Annotated in this window: 20 protein-coding genes; 6 read left to right on the top strand and 14 right to left on the bottom strand. The window is 68.1% G+C overall.

What is annotated here, in order from left to right; translation table 11 throughout:
- Window positions 1-11: 11 nt before the first annotated feature.
- Together ACFQRE_RS12635 and ACFQRE_RS12630 are read left to right on the top strand one after the other, a co-directional pair.
- Window positions 12-620: an ArsR/SmtB family transcription factor gene (locus ACFQRE_RS12635; RefSeq protein WP_380122784.1), complete on the top strand. Its 609-nt coding sequence runs from the start codon at window positions 12-14 to the stop codon at window positions 618-620.
- A complete protein-coding gene (locus tag ACFQRE_RS12630) occupies window positions 617-1,927 on the top strand; it encodes an MFS transporter (protein WP_380122782.1) in 1,311 nt (436 codons plus the stop codon). Before ACFQRE_RS12635 ends, ACFQRE_RS12630 begins: the two co-directional genes overlap by 4 nt.
- On the opposite strand, the gene ACFQRE_RS12625 is transcribed toward ACFQRE_RS12630, so the two are convergent.
- Together ACFQRE_RS12625 and ACFQRE_RS12620 are read right to left on the bottom strand one after the other, a co-directional pair.
- Window positions 1,914-4,319: an alpha-amylase family glycosyl hydrolase gene (locus ACFQRE_RS12625; RefSeq protein ID WP_380122780.1), complete on the bottom strand. Its 2,406-nt coding sequence runs from the start codon at window positions 4,317-4,319 to the stop codon at window positions 1,914-1,916. The genes ACFQRE_RS12630 and ACFQRE_RS12625 overlap by 14 nt on opposite strands.
- Entirely contained in the window at window positions 4,220-5,002 is a 783-nt protein-coding gene (locus tag ACFQRE_RS12620) for a pullulanase X25 domain-containing protein (RefSeq protein WP_380122778.1), read from the bottom strand. The genes ACFQRE_RS12625 and ACFQRE_RS12620 overlap by 100 nt, the downstream gene beginning before the upstream one ends.
- A 194-nt stretch (window positions 5,003-5,196) precedes the next feature.
- Between ACFQRE_RS12620 and ACFQRE_RS12615 the strand changes: the two genes are divergently transcribed.
- Window positions 5,197-5,859 (top strand): LmeA family phospholipid-binding protein, encoded by a 663-nt coding sequence (locus tag ACFQRE_RS12615; protein ID WP_380122775.1) that lies wholly within the window; start codon window positions 5,197-5,199, stop codon window positions 5,857-5,859.
- 8 nt (window positions 5,860-5,867) lie between these two features.
- Here ACFQRE_RS12615 and ACFQRE_RS12610 read toward each other — a convergent pair whose 3' ends face one another.
- A complete protein-coding gene (locus ACFQRE_RS12610) occupies window positions 5,868-6,719 on the bottom strand; it encodes a tRNA pseudouridine synthase A (protein WP_380122773.1) in 852 nt (283 codons plus the stop codon).
- Window positions 6,720-6,774: 55 nt separating this feature from the next.
- On the opposite strand from ACFQRE_RS12610, the gene ACFQRE_RS12605 reads away from it, so the two are divergent.
- Both ACFQRE_RS12605 and ACFQRE_RS12600 read left to right on the top strand, forming a co-directional pair.
- Window positions 6,775-8,022: an MFS transporter gene (locus tag ACFQRE_RS12605; protein ID WP_380122771.1), complete on the top strand. Its 1,248-nt coding sequence runs from the start codon at window positions 6,775-6,777 to the stop codon at window positions 8,020-8,022.
- 10 nt (window positions 8,023-8,032) lie between these two features.
- Entirely contained in the window at window positions 8,033-8,329 is a 297-nt protein-coding gene (locus ACFQRE_RS12600; protein WP_380122769.1) for a DUF2087 domain-containing protein, read from the top strand.
- Between the two features lie 174 nt (window positions 8,330-8,503).
- On the opposite strand, the gene rplQ is transcribed toward ACFQRE_RS12600, so the two are convergent.
- The 7 genes from rplQ to infA all read right to left on the bottom strand — a co-directional run bounded on the left by rplQ (window position 8,504) and on the right by infA (window position 12,595).
- On the bottom strand, window positions 8,504-9,229 hold the full coding sequence (rplQ, locus tag ACFQRE_RS12595; protein WP_380122767.1) for a 50S ribosomal protein L17, sunset domain variant: 726 nt from the start codon (window positions 9,227-9,229) through the stop codon (window positions 8,504-8,506).
- Window positions 9,230-9,256: 27 nt separating this feature from the next.
- Window positions 9,257-10,297, bottom strand: coding sequence for a DNA-directed RNA polymerase subunit alpha (locus ACFQRE_RS12590; RefSeq protein ID WP_380122765.1), 1,041 nt, complete (start codon window positions 10,295-10,297; stop codon window positions 9,257-9,259).
- 209 nt (window positions 10,298-10,506) lie between these two features.
- On the bottom strand, window positions 10,507-11,115 hold the full coding sequence (gene rpsD, locus ACFQRE_RS12585; RefSeq protein ID WP_009775925.1) for a 30S ribosomal protein S4: 609 nt from the start codon (window positions 11,113-11,115) through the stop codon (window positions 10,507-10,509).
- A gap of 32 nt (window positions 11,116-11,147) precedes the next feature.
- Entirely contained in the window at window positions 11,148-11,552 is a 405-nt protein-coding gene (rpsK, locus tag ACFQRE_RS12580; RefSeq protein ID WP_009775926.1) for a 30S ribosomal protein S11, read from the bottom strand.
- Complete coding sequence (gene rpsM / locus ACFQRE_RS12575) at window positions 11,552-11,929, bottom strand: 30S ribosomal protein S13 (protein WP_009775927.1); 378 nt, start codon at window positions 11,927-11,929, stop codon at window positions 11,552-11,554. Before rpsM ends, rpsK begins: the two co-directional genes overlap by 1 nt.
- A gap of 222 nt (window positions 11,930-12,151) precedes the next feature.
- The gene (gene rpmJ / locus ACFQRE_RS12570; RefSeq protein ID WP_009775928.1) at window positions 12,152-12,265 is read right to left on the bottom strand and encodes a 50S ribosomal protein L36; all 114 of its coding nucleotides are present in this window, start codon (window positions 12,263-12,265) and stop codon (window positions 12,152-12,154) included.
- Between the two features lie 108 nt (window positions 12,266-12,373).
- Window positions 12,374-12,595: a translation initiation factor IF-1 gene (gene infA, locus ACFQRE_RS12565; protein WP_006946284.1), complete on the bottom strand. Its 222-nt coding sequence runs from the start codon at window positions 12,593-12,595 to the stop codon at window positions 12,374-12,376.
- Between the two features lie 206 nt (window positions 12,596-12,801).
- Between infA and ACFQRE_RS12560 the strand changes: the two genes are divergently transcribed.
- Window positions 12,802-14,055, top strand: coding sequence for a CPBP family intramembrane glutamic endopeptidase (locus ACFQRE_RS12560; RefSeq protein ID WP_380122762.1), 1,254 nt, complete (start codon window positions 12,802-12,804; stop codon window positions 14,053-14,055).
- An 8-nt stretch (window positions 14,056-14,063) separates the two neighbouring features.
- Here ACFQRE_RS12560 and meaB read toward each other — a convergent pair whose 3' ends face one another.
- The 4 genes from meaB to ACFQRE_RS12540 all read right to left on the bottom strand — a co-directional run bounded on the left by meaB (window position 14,064) and on the right by ACFQRE_RS12540 (window position 19,562).
- Window positions 14,064-15,032, bottom strand: coding sequence for a methylmalonyl Co-A mutase-associated GTPase MeaB (meaB, locus tag ACFQRE_RS12555; protein WP_380122760.1), 969 nt, complete (start codon window positions 15,030-15,032; stop codon window positions 14,064-14,066).
- A complete protein-coding gene (scpA, locus tag ACFQRE_RS12550) occupies window positions 15,029-17,218 on the bottom strand; it encodes a methylmalonyl-CoA mutase (RefSeq protein ID WP_380122758.1) in 2,190 nt (729 codons plus the stop codon). Before scpA ends, meaB begins: the two co-directional genes overlap by 4 nt.
- A complete protein-coding gene (locus ACFQRE_RS12545) occupies window positions 17,215-18,930 on the bottom strand; it encodes a methylmalonyl-CoA mutase subunit beta (protein ID WP_380122756.1) in 1,716 nt (571 codons plus the stop codon). Before ACFQRE_RS12545 ends, scpA begins: the two co-directional genes overlap by 4 nt.
- A gap of 128 nt (window positions 18,931-19,058) precedes the next feature.
- Entirely contained in the window at window positions 19,059-19,562 is a 504-nt protein-coding gene (locus tag ACFQRE_RS12540) for a winged helix-turn-helix transcriptional regulator (protein ID WP_380122754.1), read from the bottom strand.
- Window positions 19,563-19,616: the final 54 nt, after the last annotated feature.

The raw sequence follows: 19,616 nt of genomic DNA, 5'->3' as shown, positions 1-19,616 counted from the left end.
ATTGTGCACACATGCCCTCCGAAACGTTCGACAACGCAGGCCTCACCGGCCTCCGCCTCGACGCCGTCTCGCTCAAGGTCCTCGCTCACCCGCTCCGGTCACGACTGCTCTCCAGTCTGCGGCGCGCAGGGCCGGCGACGGCAACCGACCTCGCGACCTCCCTCGGCACCAACTCGGGCGCCACCAGCTACCACCTACGCAAGCTCGAGTCCGTCGGGCTCGTCGCCGACACCGGCGAGGGCGAGGGCAAGAGACGACTGTGGCGGGCCGCCACCGAGAGCCACACGTTCGAACCGAGCGACTTCGACGGAGACGAGGACTCCGAGACGGCACTCAACTGGCTGGTGCGCGACTACACCCGCCACTTCGCCGAGCAGTTCGAGAAGTGGCTCGACGTCGAGGCCGCCTGGCCGATCGCTTGGCGCGACGCGGCCGGGATGAACGACTCCTATGTCATCGCCACACCCTCACAACTTCGAGAGATGTCGGCCGAGATCGATGAGGTCGTCGCGCGCTATCGCCGTGTGGGACAGGGCAATCCGGCCGCGCGCCGCCTCGCCGTCTACAACGTCACCTACCCGCTGGACCTCGACCGCATCCCGCGTGGGGAGGAGTCATGAGCACCAACCTCTCCCCCGTCGCCGCGCGCCGTGTCTTCTACCTGCTGTCGACCACCCGGTGGTTGCCGGTCGGCTTCGTCGTCGGACTCTTCACGCTCATCGCCCGCGAGCGCGGCATGTCCGTGCAGCAGATCACGCTCTACATGACGGCGCAGGGGATCATGGTCCTCCTGCTCGAGCTGCCGACGAGCGGGTTCGCCGACGTGCTCGGTCGCAAGCCCGTGCTCCTGGCCGCTGGACTGGTGAACATCGTGGCCGGCTTCGCCTTCCTCTTCGCGCAGTCGTTCTGGACGTTCGCGCTCGCCGCCGGACTCATGGGCGTCTATCGCGCCCTCGACTCCGGCCCCCTCGAGGCGTGGTACGTCGACACGGTGCATGACGTCGAGCCGGGTGCGGACGTGCACGGCGCGATGTCCATCCAGGGCGTCCTCGTCGGCGTCGGCATGGGCGGGGGCGCCCTCATCTCCGGCGGACTCGTGGCATGGCACCCGTTCAAGGAGTCCAGCGCGCTGCTGCTGCCCGTCCAGGTCTTCGTCGCCCTGTGCGTCGTGCACCTCCTGGCAACCCTGGTGCTGCTGCGCGAGACACCCCGCAGCGCGGGTCGACTCGCCCCGAGGCTCGCCTCGTCGGTGAGAGAGACGCCCACCGTCGTCCGAGACGGGCTGCGCCTCCTGCGCACCAACACGGTCCTGCGCAGCCTCGTGCTCGTCGAACTGTTCTGGGTCACCGGGATGATGGCTTACGAAACGCTGTTGCCGTTGCGACTTGCCGAGCTCCTCGGCTCGGAGACCCGGGCTGGTGTCTGGATGGGACCGGCTGCTGCGGGTGGCTGGGCGCTGTTCTCGTTCGGGTCCTGGCTCGGCGGCAAGCTGGCCGATCGGCTCGGCCTGGTGCGAGCGGCGATCCTCGGCCGGGTCATCAACGGGCTCGGCGTGGTGGTCATGGGCCTGGCCCTCGGACCGGCCGCGCTCATCGCCGCCTACCTGTTCACCTACACGATGCACGGAGCCGCGAGCCCCGCCTACATGGGGCTCATGCACCGGGAGGCCAGCTCGAAGAACCGCGCCACGATCCTGTCGATGGGCTCCCTGGCGATGCAGGGTGGCGGCGCCATCGTCGGCCCCCTGCTCGGCCTCCTCGCTGCTCGCACATCGATCGGCACCGCCATGGTGGTCGCCGGGGTGGTGAGCACCGTGGGCTTCGTCTGCTTCCTGCCAGCCCGTCGCCGCGAACGCACTCTTGCGTCTGCGGATGTGGTCGATAGAGCCACCACATCCGCAGACGCAAGGGACGTCACTGGCTCGTGACGGTCGTGAGGTGGGTCGCCGAGTTGTAGGTGAAGGACGTCTTGGCGCCGTCACTCGCCACCGTGACCGTCATGTTGGCGCCGCCCGGCACGCCACCATCGCCGTAGTTCTCGGTCCACGACAGGCCGTGAGCCACCTTGAACGTCCAACTGCCTGCCGGGATCTTCGTCGTCGCCCAGCTGAAGATGCCGTCGCCGTCCTTGTCCTGCAGCCACGGACGCATGCAGTCCGGCGAGAAGTCCGCCGGACAGCCCAGCTCGGACTGGAACGAACCCGGCACAGTGATGATCTCCGTCTGCTCGTCCGACGTGGCCCAGTGCGTCGTCGGGTCGTAGTAGAAGGTCACCGTGCCGTCCAAGGTCTCGTACGAGATGTTCGCGCCGTCGCGCAGACCCTTGTCGCCGTAGTTCTCCGTCCACGATCCGTTGAGCGCAGCCTTGTAGGCGTATGGCCCGACCGGCAGGGTGAAGGCGCCCTTCCAGATCTTGTCCTTGGCGTCGAGGGCCAGCCGGGCGTCGACGCACGACGGTTCCCAGTCAGTGGCACAACCCATCTCGGTGTTGTGGGTACCTGCCGGAACGACACTCGTCGGCTGGGTCGCCGGCGAGTCACCGATCTCGGCCTCCACAGGCGGACCCGTGTCGGCGACCACGCTGGCCCAGGTGCCGTCAGCAGCCACCCGACCAGCCGCGTCGCGCACGACCGCGCGGTACTCGAGAACCGAGCCCAGCGGCATACCCGCAACGTCGTGGAAGACGCGGAACGGAGCGTTGTCGTCGGTCCCGATGCTGCGCCACTGCGTCGTGCCGACCGGCCGGTAGAGGAACGTCGTCTGGGCAAAGGTGCTCGACGCGACGTCCGCGGAGATCTCGGCTCGACCCGCAACCGTGGCCGCGGCACCGGTCGACACCTCGATCGTCGGCGCAGCACCTGAGGTGTTGATCGCCTTGTTGGCCTTCCAGATGCTCACCGTCAGCGGCGGCACCGTGACCTTGAGCGACCCGTCTGCGGCCGGCTTGACCGCGGTGTCCGTGCCCGAGATGGGGGTGAAGACGACTCCCTTGCCCTTGCTCCAGGTCGGGAAGGTCGCCGACGCTGCCGACGTCGAGTTGTTGGCCGCGACAACGTACTCGACCTTCTGGGAGGCGTCGATGCGCGACACCGCGAAGATCCCGGCTCCCTCGGCCGCAAACCGCGCGACCTGGGCGCCGTCAGCGAGGGCCGGGTTCTTGGCCCGCACCGCCGACAGATCGCGGATGTGCGTGTAGAGCGGGTGGTCCGTGGCGTAGCGGTCGCGTGACCCCTCAGGCCCGGCAAGGACGTCCTCGGTGTTGTAGACGTCGACCTTGCTGGCAAACATGTCCTCGCGCGCCAGCTGGTCACCACCCGTGCCGATGAAGCCCTGCTCGTCGCCGTAGTAGGTCACCGGGTTGCCGCGCGTCGCGAACATCAGCGAGTCGGCGAACTTCACGCGGGCGAGGTGCTCGGCCTCGTTGGCCGTGCCCTCCTTGAGGAACATCGCAACCCGCCCCATGTCGTGGTTCCCGAGGAAGGTCGGCAACTGGTACGCATTGCTGTCGGCGTCGGTGTACCAGTCGTCCTTGGCGAAGAAGTCCGCCAGCACGTTCGCCGGCTTGCCCTTGGCGAGGTCGACACCCTGCTGCTGGAACCCGAAGTCGAGGGTGGCCTGCAGCTTGCCGCGCGTCGTGTACTCGGACATGACCGCGGGGTTGCCGTCGTAGACCTCACCGAAGGCGAAGAAGTCGTCGTTGCCGACCCTCTTGGCCTCGCCGAGGATGTCCGGCACGAACTTCTGCCAGAACTCGAGGTTGACGTGCTTGACGGTGTCGATGCGGAAGCCGTCGATGCCGAAGTCGACCCACTCCTTGTAGATCTCGCCCATCCCGTCGACGACCTCGGGACGCTCGGTGAAGAGGTCGTCCAGTCCGATGAAGTCGCCATAGGTGGAGGACTCACCGGCAAAGGTCGAGTCGCCGCGGTTGTGGTACATCAGCGGGTTGTTGAGCCAGGCGGGGGTCTTGGCGTTCTCGTCGCCCGCGTGGAAGAACGGCACGTAGGGGAAGGACGTCGCCGGGTCCATCGCCGGGAACGTCTCGTTGACGTAGTCGCGGTCGTCGAAGGCCACGCCCGTGGCGTTCCTGTAGGGCGAGGCCTTCTTCGACTTGTAGGTGTAGGTGCCGCCCTTGTAGTCGATGACGTCAGCGGTGTGGTTGGTGATGATGTCGAAGAAGACCTTCATCCCCTTCTTGTGCGCCGCCGCGATGAGCGTCTTCATCTCCGCATTGGTGCCGAGGTGGGGGTCGATCTGGGTGAAGTCGGTGATCCAGTAGCCGTGATAACCCGAGCTCTCCTCCCCCGGTTTGCCCTGCACGGGCTGTTCTTGAAGCTCGGCGTGAGCCAGATGGCCGTCGTGCCCATGCCCTTGATGTAGTCGAGCTTGTTGAGCACGCCCTTGAGGTCGCCACCGTGATAGAAGCCCTTGTGCGTCGGGTCGAACCCGGTGGTGAGCGGCCCGCCGGTGAGACCGCCCTTGTCATTGGCCGCCGTGCCGTTGGCGAACCGGTCAGCCATGAGGAAGTAGAACCGCTCCTTGGTGAGCGGCGAGCGAAGGGAGTTCGCGGCCAGGGCGGCGTCGGCGGAGGTCGTGCCACCGGCGAGACCTTGCGGCGTGAAGGTCACGAGGTGGCTCACGTCGTCATACGTGAACTTCAACGTCGCCGAGCCCTCGAGGACGAGCGGGATGTTGGGCCCGTCGAAGACCCCTCCTGCGCCGTAGTTGACGTCCCACGAGTCGTTGATCGCGACCTTGAACTCATAGCTCCCCGCCGGCAGCGTGAACGTCTTGGCGTATGCCGTCGTGTCACCGACCCGGGTCAGTTCCGTTGCGCTGCACGCGGGTTGCCAGTCATCCGGGCAGCCGAGCTCGGACTGGAGCGAGCCTGCGAGGGCGACCGACGTCGTCACGGCCGCAGCCGGCATCGCGGCCTCCACGAGCGGGGCGAGAGCGAGAGCGCCCCCGGCCAGAACGGCATACGCGCGGCGTGGACTGGGCATCGTTGCTCCTCCAAGATCGCCGCGACACCCCCGTTGGTGTGCGGACACAGCCCTTCGTGACCACGAACCGGCGTCACAAGGAACTGGGTGGAGGCTATCTGCGTAAACGCTTTACATGAAGCCTTTGGCCTCACCTGGTGTGCCTGAGCCCACGTCCGGGCGTGACCTCAGGCACACAGGGCAGGATGTGGCGGGTGAAGCAGTTCATCCTCGGTGCCGTCACCATGCTCGTGGCCCTGCTCGTTGCCGCCCTGGCCCTCGTGTGGTCGGTGGGCAGCCCCGGCTCGGGCCCCAGCACGGCCCAGACCCCTTCGGCCTCCCCCACCCGCCCTTCGCCGCCGGAGGAACTCGAAGGCGGTGACACGTGGCTCGGCGACGTCCGGCTCACGAGCGCCGACGTGGCCACGGGCGACGGCCCCCTGACGGACGTCACCGCTGTCGGCACGGGAGTCCTGCTGACGGGCAAGGGGCTAAAGGCCGGCCGGCTCGAGCTCGACGCGACCCTGCCGTTCGAGAGCGCGGCCGGACAGATCGGCGCCGGGGTCACGCTCAGCGCTGCCCCCAACGGTCGCGCCTCCCTGCGCCGCACCGTCAACATCCTCAGCCGCGACATCACCGTGCGCACCACGGGCCAGGTGCGCGCCGTCGGCGGGCAGCTGGTGATCACGCCCGAGACGATCGACTTCGACGGTCCCGACTGGCTCGATACGGCGGCGTCAGCGGTGGTTCGCGAGCTGGTGACGATCCGACACACGGTGCAGGGCGTGCCCCAGGGCATGGCACTCACCTCGGTGAAGGTGGAGGCCGACGGGTTCCGCGTTCATCTGAGCGGAGCAAACGTCAGCATCACGCGCTGACGAGTCGTTCAGACGTCGGAGTCGAGGGTGCGCGTTGAGCGGGCCTCGACGGCTCGGGCTGCGAGGTCGGCATCGGCCGGATAGGTCACTTCTTCGAGCGAGAGTCCGTGCGCGGGCATCACCTTGACCCGGGGGTCCCTCGCGCCTCCTGTCAGGATCTCGCGGGGGAACCCGACCTCTGCACGCCCCATGCCGACCGGCACCACTGAACCCACCAGGGCGCGAACCATGCTGTGGCAGAACGCATCCGCGACGACGGTGGCCTGCACAGTTCCGTCAGGTGCGCGGTCCCAGGAGTAGTTGAGCAGGGTTCGGACGGTCGTCGCACCGTCCCGTTTCTTGCAGAACGCCGCGAAGTCGTGGAGCCCGACGAGCCGTCCGCCTGCCTCATGCATGGCGGCCACGTCGAGAGGGTCCTTGAGGACAACCGTGTCCCGTCGGCGCAGCGGATCCAGAGCTCCGGGGTTGTCGCAGATCCGGTAGACGTACCGCCGTTGGAGCGCCGCGAACCTGGCGTCGAACCCGTCCGGGGCGCGCGTCACCGCGCGCACGACGACATCGGAGGGGAGTATGCCGGCCAGCCGAGTTCGCGCCGCTTCCTCCGGTGAGCGCGAGGACCGACCGGGCAAGGCGGCATACAGGGTTGCGTCGACATCGGCGTGCACGACCTGGCCGCGCGCGTGGACACCGGCGTCCGTGCGCCCGGCGACGGTGAGCCGCACCGGTTCTGGAGCCCGGAGCAACGTGGTCAGGGCAGCAGACAACTCGCCCTCGACCGTCCGGCGGCCCGGCTGCGCGGCCCAGCCGGAGAAGTCGGTGCCGTCGTAGGCGAGGTCGATCCGCACACGCAACGACGTCATGGGTCCGCAGCCTAATCGGGGCACCCGGGCGGGCGGACGGCATACGCTGCACTTCGTGACTCTGCGACCGGCGCGCATCGCCATCAGCGCGGCCTTCTTCGTTCAAGGGCTGCTCTTCATCTCGCTCACCCTGCGGCTGCCGGTCGTTCAAGACCTGCTCGACCTCTCGGAGCTCGCCCTCTCGGGGCTGATGCTCATGCTCGTGCTGCTCTCCGGCGCGGGTTCGGTCGTCGCCGAAGCCCTGGCCAAGAACTCCGACAGTGCCCGCACGCTGCGGCTCGCACTGGCCGTCATCGCCCTGGCCTTCGTGCTCATCGCCTTTGGGGTGCGCGGCGACGGGAGCCTGCCGATCTTCGCCGTCGGGATCGCCGTCTATGGTCTCGGTCTCGGCGCGAATGACGCCGCGAGCAACATGCAGGCCGTGGCACTCGAGGCCCGGGTTGGCCGTCCGGTCATGCCGTCGTTCCACGCCGCGTGGACTGCCGGTGGGCTCGTCGCCACCGGACTGGCCTTTGTGCCGGTCAGCTTCCCTGCGATGGTCGCGGCCCTCGTCGTGGTTCCCCTCATCGCCCTCGGCGCCCCTCTCCTCCGACGCGATGTCCCCACAGTCGCAACGCCCGTCACGACAGCGCAGCTCGGCGTCCCGTGGTCACGCATCCTTCTCGTCGGCGTCGCGCTGATCCTCTTCTACATGGTCGACACGTCCGCGACCGCGTGGGGACCGGTCTATCTCAGCAGTGGCAACGTCTTCGACAACCCGCCGACGAACAGCTCCATGTTTGCGCTCGCGACGCTGCCCTACCTCGCGGCCACCCTGCTCGCCCGCCTCGTCGGCGACGGCCTGACCGCACGCCTCGGCGCCCGCACTGTGGTCCGCGGTGGAAGCATCCTCGCCTTCATCGGGCTGGCCATCATCGTCTTCGCCCCACGCTCGACGTGGCAGGTCGGCATCCTCGGCTTCTTCGTCGTCGGGCTTGGCGTCGCCATCATCGCCCCCCTCGCCTTCTCGGCGGCGGCCCGCATCGCCAGCGAGTCCGACCCAGCCTCGGGCCCCATCGATGAAGCCGCCCACCGCGCCCGTGTCGACGCGGTCATCGCCCGCTTCAACCAGTTCAACTACGTCGGTGCCCTCTTGGGTGCCGTCCTCACCGGCGCGATCGGGTCCGGCAACCTACGGATCGGGTATGCCGTCCCCATGGTTCTCGTCCTCGCAATGCTTCCGCTCGCGAGACACTTCGTCGGCCCGGCCACTCGGACCCCGGCCCCCGACAACTCGCTCGCGCCGGGGCCCGCCACTCCCTAGGGTCGAGAGCATGAGCCGTCCAGCCCTCACCGATGCCCTGGCCAACCGCGACATGGTCCTGCGCGCCTTCATCGGCGCCGACGGCCGCCTCTCGAGCATCCCCACCAAACTCACCAAGCGCCTCGTGGTCCTCGACCACATCGCCCAGTCCTTCGAGCCCGGCGTCCGCTACAGCGAGGCCGAGGTCAACGACCTCATGCACCGCTTCCACCCCGACCATGCAGCCCTGCGCCGCTACCTGGTCGAGAACGAGTTCCTCGAGCGCGACGCCGGCGTCTACTGGCGAGCCGGCGGCACCACCACCTGAGCGATCGGACCGGGCCAATGGACATGCAGTGCGGAGTCAGGCAGCCAACCTCTAAGCACACGGGTGGCGCGCAACCGGCACCACTGCATGTCCATTGGTCCGCTGGCCACGCGCAAAGCACACAGGCCGTTCACCCCGAAGGGTGAACGGCCCGTGCGAACAGCGAAAGCAGAATCAGGCGTCGTCGCCCTCGACCTGCTGCTTGTCCTCGCCACCAGCAGGCTCGAAGCCGGCTGCCTTGGCGTCTTCCGCCGAAGCGAACCAGAACTCGGCGTCGGTCTGGTCGTACCACTGCGAACCCTCGACGTGGTACTTGCCGGAGTCGGCGTTGCCCTTGACCGAGTAGCCCTCGGGAGCGGAGCCGTCCTCGGTGGAGGCAACGGCACCCTTGGGCAGCTCGACAGCAGCAGCCTCGGTGGCCTCGGCCTCGTGCGCGGCGTCCTCAGCAGCCTTGGTCTCGACAGCTGCGGCCTTGGCCTCGTCCTGCTTGGCCGCACGCTTGGTCGCACCCTCGGCCTCCTTGACGGTGGCCTTCTTGGCGACGGGCTCGCGAACGAGCTCGATGACCGCCATGGGGGCGTTGTCGCCCTTGCGGGGGCCGATCTTCGTGACGCGGGTGTAGCCACCCTGGCGCTCGGCCATGTCAGGTGCGATCTCGACGAAGAGGCGGTGAACGACACCCTTGTCGCGAATGACCGTCATGACCCGGCGACGGGCGTGGAGGTCACCGCGCTTGGCGAAGGTGACGAGGCGCTCGGCGAGCGGACGAAGGCGCTTGGCCTTGGTCTCGGTGGTCGTGATCGAGTCGTGCTCGAACAGCGACGTCACGAGGTTCGCCAGGATGTGACGCTCGTGAGCCGGTCCGCCTCCGAGACGGGGACCCTTGGTGGGCGTAGGCATGTCTTTACTCCTTGATGTGGGTCAGCGTCAGAGCTGCTCGTCCTCGGCGAACGACGCGTCCTCTGCGTCGTCGGCGTCGGCGAAGCTGAACTCGTCGTCGTAGGAAGCGATCTGGCTCGGGTCGAAGCCGGCGGGGCTGTCCTTCAGGGCGAGACCCATGCCGTGGAGCTTGGCCTTGACCTCGTCGATGGACTTCTGACCGAAGTTGCGGATGTCGAGCAGGTCCGCCTCACTGCGGCCGACGAGCTCACCCACGGTGTGGATGCCCTCGCGCTTGAGGCAGTTGTAGGAACGGACCGTGAGGTCGAGGTCCTCGATCGGCAGAGCGAGGTCCGCGGCGAGCGCGGCGTCCGTCGGCGACGGGCCCATGTCGATGCCCTCGGCCTCGACGTTGAGCTCACGGGCGAGGCCGAAGAGCTCGACGAGGGTCTTGCCGGCGGAGGCGAGCGCGTCACGGGGGCTGACGGACTGCTTGGTCTCGACGTCGAGGACGAGGCTGTTGAAGTCGGTGCGCTGCTCGACTCGGGTCAGCTCGACCTTGTAGGTGACGTTGAGGACCGGGCTGTAGATGGAGTCGACCGGGATGCGGCCGATCTCCTGGTCGCCGGACTTGTTCTGCTGCGCCGAGACGTAGCCGCGACCGCGCTCGACGGTCAGCTCCATCTCGATGCTGCCCTTGTCGTTGAGCGTCGCGATGTGCAGGTCGGGGTTGATGACCTCGACACCGGCCGGCGGTGCGATGTCCGCGGCGGTGACGGCGCCAGAGCCCTGCTTGCGCAGGTACATGACAACCGGCTCGTCGTGCTCCGAGGAGACGACCAGACCCTTGATGTTGAGGATGATCTCGGTGACGTCTTCCTTGACACCGGGGATCGTGGAGAACTCGTGGAGAACGCCGTCGATGCGGATGCTCGTCACCGCGGCACCGGGGATGCTCGAGAGCAGGGTGCGACGAAGAGAGTTGCCGAGCGTGTAGCCGAAGCCAGGCTCGAGCGGCTCGATGACGAAACGGCTCCGGTATTCGGAGACGACGTCCTCGGTGAGGATCGGACGCTGTGCGATGAGCACGGTGATTTTCCTTCCCACGGGCGACCGCTATATGACGCCTCGTGAAACTGCCGGGTGAACCCGGCCGTCCCAGTCACCTCTGTCTGTGACGTGGACAAATCATGGGGTATGCCGGTCGCGCACCTCAGTGCGTCCGGCCCCGACTTCGTGCCCGTTACGGACAGCTCGCTGGAGCTCGCCGTCCGTAACGGGCACGAAGTCGGTTTTGATCAGTTCTTCGAGTAGAACTCGACGATGAGCTGCTCGGTCAGGATCGAGTCGATCTGCGCCCGGATGGGGAGCGAGTGGATCAGGATCTGGAGCGAACCCGGGACGACCTGGAGCCAGGCCGGGGTGGGGCGGTCGCCGAAGGTCTCACGGGCGAGCTGGAGCGGGAACGTCTCCACCGACTGCTTGCGCACGGTGATGATGTCGTACTGCTCCACGCGGTAGGACGGAACGTCCACGCGCTTGCCGTTGACCTCGAAGTGACCGTGCGTGACGAGCTGACGCGCGGCACGACGGGTGCGGGCGAGGCCCGCGCGGTAGATGACGTTGTCGAGTCGCGACTCGAGGATCGTCAGGATGTTCTCACCGGTCTTGCCGGGGCGGTTCGCCGCTTCCTTGTAGTAGCGACGGAACTGCTTCTCCATGACGCCGTAGGTGAAGCGAGCCTTCTGCTTCTCCTGCAGCTGGGTGAGGTATTCCTTCTCCTGCATCCGGCGACGGCCGTGCTGGCCGGGCGGGAAGGGGCGCAGGTCGAAGTTCTTGTCGCCGCCGACGAGGTCAACTCGCAGACGACGCGACTTCTTGGTGATGGGGCCGGTATAACGAGCCATGTTCTAGTTCTCTTTCCGTCTTCTCGCGGCGATCAGACGCGGCGGCGCTTGGGCGGGCGGACACCGTTGTGCGGTGAGGGCGTGACGTCCTGGATCGAGCCGACCTCGAGGCCAGCCGCGGTCAGGGAGCGGATCGCGGTCTCGCGACCGGAGCCGGGACCCTTGACGAAGACGTCGACCTTGCGCACGCCGTGGTCCATCGCGCGACGGGCAGCAGCCTCAGCGGCGGTCTGCGCGGCGAACGGGGTGGACTTGCGCGAGCCCTTGAAGCCAACCTGGCCGGCGGAGGCCCAGGCGATGACGGCACCGGTGGGGTCGGTGATCGAGATGATCGTGTTGTTGAACGTCGACTTGATGTGGGCCTGGCCCACGGGAACGTTCTTCTTGTCCTTGCGGCGCACCTTCTTGGCGCCGGCCAAACGGCCCTTGGGAGGCATTACTTACCAACCTTCTTCTTGCCGGCGACGGTGCGCTTCGGGCCCTTGCGGGTACGCGCGTTGGTCTTGGTCCGCTGACCGTGGACCGGAAGGCCCGAACGGTGACGGCGACCCTGGTAGGACCCGATCTCGACCTTGCGGCGGATGTCGGCCTGGACCTCACGGCGGAGGTCACCCTCGACCTTGAGGTTCTCGTCGATCCAGTCGCGGAGCGCGACGAGGTTGACGTCGGTGAGGTCCTTGACGCGGACGTTGGGGTCGATGCCGGTGGCCGCGAGGGCCTTCTGCGAGCTGGAGCGCCCCACACCGAAGATGTAGGTCAATGCGATCTCGACGCGCTTCTCGCGCGGAAGATCGACTCCTTGGAGACGTGCCATCTTGTGATGGTTCCTGTTCTGGTGTTCCGGAGGTCTGGTGCAGTCGCCGATCCGGCTTTCCTGATCCGGTCCTCGGCCTCCGGGCCGAGGGTGACGTCCCGTGCTCACCTCTGCAGGTGACGCAATCGGGGGTCGGGCGCTGCGTTCTCATCGTGTACTTGCGTGTGCTCGAAGGCTGTGGCCTCGTGCAGGTTTCCGATTGCTCGGAAGTGGATACTTCGATCAGCCCTGGCGCTGCTTGTGGCGCGGGTTCTCGCAGATGACCATGACCCGACCGTTGCGGCGGATCACCTTGCACTTGTCACAGATCTTCTTGACGCTCGGCTGAACCTTCATTGCCTCTGCTGTCTTGTCGATCCTCCCGACGCGGCGGAAGCCGTGCGGGTCGTTCTGGGTGTTGCGCGTGCTACTGCTGTGCCAATCGGTGAGTGAGTGAAACCCACGTCAGCGGTAGCGGAAGACGATGCGGCCTCGGGTCAGGTCGTAGGGGCTGAGCTCCACCACCACGCGGTCCTCGGGGAGGATCCGGATGTAGTGCTGACGCATCTTGCCTGAGATGTGTGCGAGGACCTTGTGACCGTTGGTGAGCTCCACGCGGAACATCGCGTTGGGGAGCGCTTCAACGATCGTGCCCTCGATCTCAATGACGCCGTCCTTCTTGGCCATACCCTCTCAATCCGTTGCTGGCCCACCCTGGGTGCGGCGCGAGGCCACCAGTGGAACCATGGAAGTGGCTCGTGCGGGTTCAGGCAAGCCTGAGTGCACACGAGACCGACGCTCCATCCTACGGGAGCCCACGCTGAGCACGAAATCCAGGTATGCCGCCCGCCCCGGAGGTGGAACCACGCTGCGCTCGGGCAAGACTGGGCACCATGAATGTGCGCATCGCCGCCGTGGGGGATCCCGGCCATGAGCAGGACCAGCAGGCACTCGCGCAGGCCCGAGCCCAGTCGGTGGGACCGGCCGCAGACCTGGAGTGGTGGCCGTTTGCGCCCTCGGAGGCGACTCACCGCAGGTTCGACCACTTCGACGGCCTGTGGCTGATGGACTGGCCCCGGGACGCCGGGTCCGAGCCGGTCCGGCAGGCCACCTGGCTGGCGCACCAGCAGGGCCTCCCGGTCATCGTCTCCCCGACCGAGCCACCCGGATGGTTCGTCGGGCAGGCACGGGAGCGGGCGGCATACCGGATCCGTGGCGAGCTCGAGCGGACTCGAGCCGCGGAGCTCGAGGCAGCCGAGCGCGAGCCGCGCCCCTTTGTCCACCAGATGCGCGGACCGCGCTACCGCTGGTGGCGCCCGCTCCTCGCGCTCGCCGTTGCCCTCGCGGTGCTGATCGCCTGCGTCATCGCGTTGATGGTGCCCAGCGAGCTCGGCGGCCTCCTCGACAGTGAGGACACCCTTGTCGACCCGCTGAACCCCTGGGCCGCACTGGTCACGAACCTCCTTCTCGCCAGCCTCATCCCGGCCACGCTCATCGGTCTCTGGGTGGGATTCCGGCGGAGCCCGTGGCGGGTGCTCTCGGTGGCCGGTCGGATGCGGTGGGGCTGGCTGGGGTGGTGCGCGCTCGTCGTCGCTCCCCTGTGGGCGGTCTATCTCGCCGTGAGCTGGGTGGTCTTCGACCAGGAGGTCCTCGACCGGCCCGAGCACTGGGGCGCCCTCCTCGCGATCACGCTGATCACCACTCCCCTGCAGGCGGCCGGTGAGGAGCTCGCCTTCCGCGGTGGGCTCGTCCAAGGAGTGGGAGCGTGGTTCCACTCGCCCGTGGTGGCGCTCGTCGTGACCACGATCCTGTCGACGGCGTTCTTCGCGGCGGCCCACGGCTCCGCGGACCCGTGGATCATCATCGAACTGGGCTCCTTGGCCGTCGCCGGTTGCTGGCTGGCGTGGCGCACCGGAGGGCTCGAGGCCGTCATCGTCCTCCACGTCGTCAACAACGTGCTGATCATGGGGACCGGGATCCTCTTCGGCGGACTTGAGGAGTCCTTCGTCGACGGAACTACCACCGGATCACCGGTCTCGGCCGCCATCAACGTCGCTGGGACCTCACTCGTGACCGCCGCCCTGCTGTGGTTGGCGCGTCGAAAAGGCGTGGCTCCGGCCGGCTGGCGCACGCCCGCTCGGGGCTGATCGCCCGATCAGGGCCCGAATGCGTCGAGGATCTGGGCGGCCGCGTCGACGGCGCTGAGCTCGCCGGATCGCACCGCCGACTCGATCTTGGCGCGCTGCTGCTTCACTCCCGGGGCCGCTCGCACGGCATCGGTGAGGTGCGCGTCGACAAGGGCCCACATCCAGTCCTGCTGCTGCTGGGCCCGTCGAACCTCGAGCGAACCCTCCGACTCGAGGTGGGCACGGTGCTCGATCACGGCCTCCCACACCTCGTCGAGGCCCGCGCCGGTCATGGCCGAACAGGTCAACACGGCCGGGCGGCGAACGTCGGCCCCGGGGAGCATGAGTCGCATCGCCGCCGTGAGGTCCTTGGCCGCACCCTTGGCGGGCATCTCCCCGTCACCATCGGCCTTGTTGACCGCGATGACGTCGGCGAGCTCGAGGATGCCGCGCTTGATCCCCTGCAGCTGGTCACCGGCTCGCGCCAACGTCAGCAGCAGGAACGTGTCGACCATCTCGGAGACAGCGATCTCGTTCTGCCCCACGCCAACGGTCTCGACGATGACGACATCGAAGCCCGCAGCCTCGAGGACGAGCATCGACTCGCGGGTCGCACGCGCCACTCCGCCGAGGTGACGACCACTGGGGCTCGGCCGGACGAACGCGTGGTCGCTCGCGCTGAGCTCAGCCATGCGAGTGCGGTCGCCCAGGATCGATCCACCAGTGCGCCGCGAGCTCGGGTCGACGGCGACGACCGCGACCCGGTGCCCGCCCTCGATGAGGCGGACTCCCATCGCGTTGACGAAGGTCGACTTCCCGGCACCCGGAACACCCGAGATCCCCACTCGCACAGCCGAACCCGTGTATGCCGTGAGCTCGGTCAGCAGGGCACGTGCCCTTGCGCGGTGGTCGGGTCGGGTCGACTCGACCAGCGTGATCGCGCGCGCGATGTGGGTCCGCGAGCCAGCGCGGATCCCGTCGAAGAGCTCGTCGGTCACGCGCCGGCCTGGGCAGCGGCATCCAGTCGGGAGCGCAGGTCGGCGATGAGGCCGATCGCCGCCGTCGAGATGACGGTGCCGGGCGGGTAGATCGCGTCCGCGCCGGCGGCGCGCAGGTCGTCGAAGTCCTGGGACGGGATGACTCCACCGACCACGATCATGAGGTCCTCGCGACCCAGCGCATCGAGCTCCTTGCGCAGTGCGGGCACGAGGGTCATGTGGCCAGCAGCCAGCGACGAGACACCGACGACATGGACGTCGGACTCGACTGCCTGACGCGCGACCTCGGTCGGCGTCTGGAACAGCGGGCCCACGTCGACGTCGAAGCCGAGATCGGCGAACGCCGTGGCGATGACCTTCTGTCCCCGGTCGTGGCCGTCCTGACCCATCTTGGCGACGAGGATGCGCGGGCGACGGCCCTCGGCCTCCTCGAACTCTTCGACGAGACCCTGCGCCTTGCGCACGTTGGCGTCGGAGCCTGCTTCGTCGGAGTACACGCCCCCGATCGTACGGATCTGGGCGGTGTAGCGACCGAACGCCTCCTCCATCGCGTCGGACATCTCCCCGACGGTGGCCTTGGCACGGGCCGCGTCGATGGCGAGGGCCAACAGGTTGGTCTCGAGCGAGCCGTCGGAACCACTGCGGGCGGCGGCGGTCAGGCGCTCCAGGGCCACGCGGCATACGTCATCGTCGCGCTCTGCGCGCAGGCGCTCGAGCTTCGCGATCTGGCTCTTGCGTACCGCCGCGTTGTCGACCTTCAGGACCTCGATCGGCTCATCGCCGTCCGGCACGTAGCGGTTGACGCCGATGACCGGCTGCTGGCCCGAGTCGATGCGGGCCTGGGTGCGGGCGGCCGCCTCCTCGATGCGCATCTTGGGGATGCCGGCCTCGATCGCCTTGGCCATGCCACCGGCAGCCTCGACCTCCTCGATGTGCGCCCAGGCGCGCTCGGCGAGGTCGTGGGTCAGCCTCTCGACGTAGGCCGAGCCGGCCCAAGGGTCGATGGTGCGGGTCGTGCCCGACTCCTGCTGGATGACGAGCTGGGTGTTGCGGGCGATGCGCGCGCTGAAGTCGGTCGGCAGGGCGATGGCCTCGTCGAGAGCATTCGTGTGCAGGCTCTGCGTGAGTCCCTGCGTCGCGGCCATCGCCTCGATGCAGGTGCGGACGACGTTGTTGTAGACGTCCTGCGCGGTGAGCGACCAGCCACTGGTCTGGCAGTGGGTGCGCAGGCTGAGCGACTTCGCGTTCTTGGCGCCCTGCTCCTCGACGAGCCGCGCCCAGAGCAGGCGGGCCGCGCGCATCTTGGCGACCTCCATGAAGAAGTTCATCCCGATGGCCCAGAAGAAGGACAGCCGCGGGGCGAAGCGGTCGACGTCGAGGCCGACCTCCTTGCCGGCGCGGAGGTACTCGATGCCGTCGGCCAGCGTGTAGGCGAGCTCGAGATCCTGCGTCGCTCCGGCCTCCTGCATGTGATAGCCGGAGATGGAGATCGAGTTGTAGCGCGGCATCTTCTCGGACGTGAACGCGAAGATGTCGCTGATGATCCGCATCGACGGCTCGGGCGGATAGATGTAGGTGTTGCGGACCATGAACTCTTTGAGGATGTCGTTCTGGATGGTCCCCGACAGTTTCTCGGGTGGGACCCCCTGCTCCTCGGCCGCCACGACGAAGAGTGCGAGCACGGGGATGACCGCGCCGTTCATCGTCATCGACACCGACATCTGGTCGAGCGGGATGCCGTCGAAGAGGGTGCGCATGTCATAGATCGAGTCGATCGCGACACCGGCCATGCCGACGTCACCCTCGACGCGGGGGTGGTCGCTGTCGTAGCCGCGGTGGGTCGCGAGGTCGAACGCGACACTCAGACCCTTCTGACCGGCAGCGAGGTTGCGGCGGTAGAACGCGTTGGACTCCTCGGCGGTGGAGAACCCGGCGTACTGGCGGATCGTCCACGGCTGGTTGACGTACATCGTCGGGTAGGGGCCGCGCAGGTAGGGCGGCGCACCCGGCACGGTCTCGAGGAAGTCGAGTCCTTCGAGGTCGGCGCCGGTGTAGAGCGGAGGCACCTCGATCTGCTCTGGGGTGAGCCACGCCTGCGCTCCGAGGTCGGGCGTCTCGGCATCGGCGTCGCCGGCTGGCAGCCCGTCACCGAGGTCGACCTGGCTGAAGTCGGGGATGGTGCTCATGCTGGAGCTCCCGTCTCGTCGAGGAGGGCGGAGAGGAAGGCGACGACGTCCGTGTCCTTGGCGACACCCTCGTAGCCCTGGTCGTTGCCAGTGAGTGCGGCGCCGGACTCTGCCCCGTCCTCGACGGCGTCGATGCCTGCCACGGTGAGCAGGTTGACCGCGTCGATGCGCTTGTCGGCGGCGCGAGGCACGTCGAGGGTCGGCACGGCGACGCGCGGTGAGTGCCCGTGCTTCGCGGCGTATTCCGCAGAGCGGTCGCGGAGCGCTTCGAAGATCGACGAGTCACGGTGCGGCACAAGGGCATTGGGCGCCGCGGGCAAATGGGCTCGAGCCACCCGCTCGAGCGGCTTCTCGCCAGCGAGCGGGAAGGTGCTCACACCGGTGATCGGGGTGGAGCGCGTTGCCAGGGCCGCATCGCGCTCGGCGACGGCAGCCGAGATCCGCTGTGCGACAGCGCCATTCGCGAGCGCGAGAGCCATGCCGCCGACCGCCTCGATCTCCTGGAAAGTCGCCCACGCGGCCTTGGCCACGTCGTCGGTGAGGGTCTCGACGTACCAGGAGCCACCCGCAGGATCGGTGACCCGCGCGACGTTGGACTCCTCGGCCAGGAGGATCTGGGTGTTGCGAGCGATGCGCCGGGAGAAGGGCGTCGGCAGTCCCGACACGGTGTCGAACGGCAGCACGGTGATGGCATCGGCACCACCGAGGCTCGCACCGAACGTCGCGAGAGTGCTGCGCAGGATGTTGGTCCAGGCGTCGTCGCGGGTGAACATGCGCCCGGAGGTCACGGCGTGGGTGAAGGCACCACGGGACTTCTCGGGGACGCCGACACTCTCCCCGATGCGCGCCCAGGCACGGCGCAGGGCGCGCAACGCGGCCGCAGTGAGGAACTGGTCGGCGCTCGCACTGACCCGGAACTCGATGTGGCGGAACGCCTCCGCGACATCGACGCCCTCGGACTCGAGGTGACGCAGGTAGGCCACCCCCGTCGCGAGCGCGAAGGCGACCTCGTCGGTCACCGTCGCACCCGCATCGCCATGGACCCGGGTGTCGATCGTGATGGCACGAACCTCGCCATGGTCGGCGAGGCGGCGAACCGCGTCGGCCAATGGCGTCAGGTCGGGCGCCGAGCCGGTGCGTGCCGCGGCACCGAGCGGGTCGTGGCCGAGGTTGCCCGAGCCCGCACGAGAACCGGACAGGACGGCATACAGGGCGTCTGCGGCAGCGGCCTGGTCGTCCCACGAGGAGACAACGACCGGGGCCAGGTCGAGGCGGACGTCGGCCAGGGCTTCGGCCACGTCGGAGGGGGCCAGACCGTCGACGCCGACGTGGAGCCACACGGAGGTCACGCCGTTCTCGAGGTCGGCGAGGACGAGCTTGCGGGTTGCGGCGGCGTCGGGGTCGTCGTGCAGCTGACGCACATCCCAAGGGACATCGGCATCGCGCAGGGCGCGGCCACGGGTGAAGGGCATCGCGCCGGGCACGCCGAGCGGCGCAGGCTCCGAGGACTTCGTGTAGAGCGGCTCGATGTCGAGGCCACCCTCGAGGTGCGTGCGCATGGAGGCGACAGCGTCTTCACCGCTGAGGTGCTGGTCCTCGGTTCGCCCCTTGTTGACCACACCCGCGACGAGGTCTCGCCACTGCTCCTGCGTGCGTTCCGGGAAGTGTGCCGCCAGCGCCATCGCTGCGGGCCGCTTGGGGGCCACCGTCATCCACTGCTCCTCAGCCGATCGGGTCAAGTCCGCACCTGTCGTCCGGAGGTCTGCGAACCTCTCGTCACCCTACCGGTGGGCCGGGTCTGGGCAGACGAGAGTTTGCGCACACCGAGACGGCTCGGCGCCTATGCGGATGCCTGCTTCGCAACGACCTTCTCGTATGCCGTCCGCAGCCTTTCGCTCGCCCGTGGACCTTCGCTGGGTGGCAGGGGTGCGCCGAGGTGGCGGGCGCGCAGCTCGTCCATGAGCTCGGCGACCATCGTGGGGCCGCCCTCCTCCATGAGCTGCTGCCGGATGGTGAGTTCGGGCGTGGTCTCACGGTGGGCCCGACCCCAGGTACCGAGCGCAACGAGGACTGGCAGGGTCTGGATCCCGGCCTCGGTGAGGCTGTAGCGAGCGCGCTGGCCCCGCGTTGCGTCGTCACGGGTGAGGATTCCGCCGGCGACCAGCGCCTTGAGCCGCGACGAGAGAACGTTGCTCGCAATGCCCTCGTCGGAGCCGGTGAGGAGTTCACGGAAGTAGCGGCGGTCGCCGAACATCATGTCGCGCAGCACGATGACGCTCCAGGGGTCACCGAGGGCCTCGACGGCGGCGTTGATCGCGCAACCCGACCGTGGCTCACCGCGCATGTCTCTCCTCGGGAAGTCGTGTGGCGATAGTGCTTGCGATCAGCAACCACTCTA

Source organism: Knoellia pratensis, assembly GCF_042666395.1.
GTDB classification, from domain to species: domain Bacteria; phylum Actinomycetota; class Actinomycetes; order Actinomycetales; family Dermatophilaceae; genus Knoellia; species Knoellia pratensis.
This window is presented reverse-complemented; position numbering and strand designations above follow the sequence as displayed.

Coding starts and splice junctions, on each gene's coding strand:
- ACFQRE_RS12635 (WP_380122784.1), top strand. CDS start 12: ATGCCCTCCGAAACGTTCGACAACGCAGGCCTCACCGGCCTCCGCCTC.
- ACFQRE_RS12630 (WP_380122782.1), top strand. CDS start 617: ATGAGCACCAACCTCTCCCCCGTCGCCGCGCGCCGTGTCTTCTACCTG.
- ACFQRE_RS12620 (WP_380122778.1), bottom strand. CDS start 5,002: ATGCCCAGTCCACGCCGCGCGTATGCCGTTCTGGCCGGGGGCGCTCTC.
- ACFQRE_RS12610 (WP_380122773.1), bottom strand. CDS start 6,719: ATGACGTCGTTGCGTGTGCGGATCGACCTCGCCTACGACGGCACCGAC.
- ACFQRE_RS12600 (WP_380122769.1), top strand. CDS start 8,033: ATGAGCCGTCCAGCCCTCACCGATGCCCTGGCCAACCGCGACATGGTC.
- rplQ (WP_380122767.1), bottom strand. CDS start 9,229: ATGCCTACGCCCACCAAGGGTCCCCGTCTCGGAGGCGGACCGGCTCAC.
- rpsD (WP_009775925.1), bottom strand. CDS start 11,115: ATGGCTCGTTATACCGGCCCCATCACCAAGAAGTCGCGTCGTCTGCGA.
- rpsK (WP_009775926.1), bottom strand. CDS start 11,552: ATGCCTCCCAAGGGCCGTTTGGCCGGCGCCAAGAAGGTGCGCCGCAAG.
- rpsM (WP_009775927.1), bottom strand. CDS start 11,929: ATGGCACGTCTCCAAGGAGTCGATCTTCCGCGCGAGAAGCGCGTCGAG.
- rpmJ (WP_009775928.1), bottom strand. CDS start 12,265: ATGAAGGTTCAGCCGAGCGTCAAGAAGATCTGTGACAAGTGCAAGGTG.
- infA (WP_006946284.1), bottom strand. CDS start 12,595: ATGGCCAAGAAGGACGGCGTCATTGAGATCGAGGGCACGATCGTTGAA.
- ACFQRE_RS12560 (WP_380122762.1), top strand. CDS start 12,802: ATGAATGTGCGCATCGCCGCCGTGGGGGATCCCGGCCATGAGCAGGAC.
- scpA (WP_380122758.1), bottom strand. CDS start 17,218: ATGAGCACCATCCCCGACTTCAGCCAGGTCGACCTCGGTGACGGGCTG.
- ACFQRE_RS12545 (WP_380122756.1), bottom strand. CDS start 18,930: ATGACGGTGGCCCCCAAGCGGCCCGCAGCGATGGCGCTGGCGGCACAC.
- ACFQRE_RS12540 (WP_380122754.1), bottom strand. CDS start 19,562: ATGCGCGGTGAGCCACGGTCGGGTTGCGCGATCAACGCCGCCGTCGAG.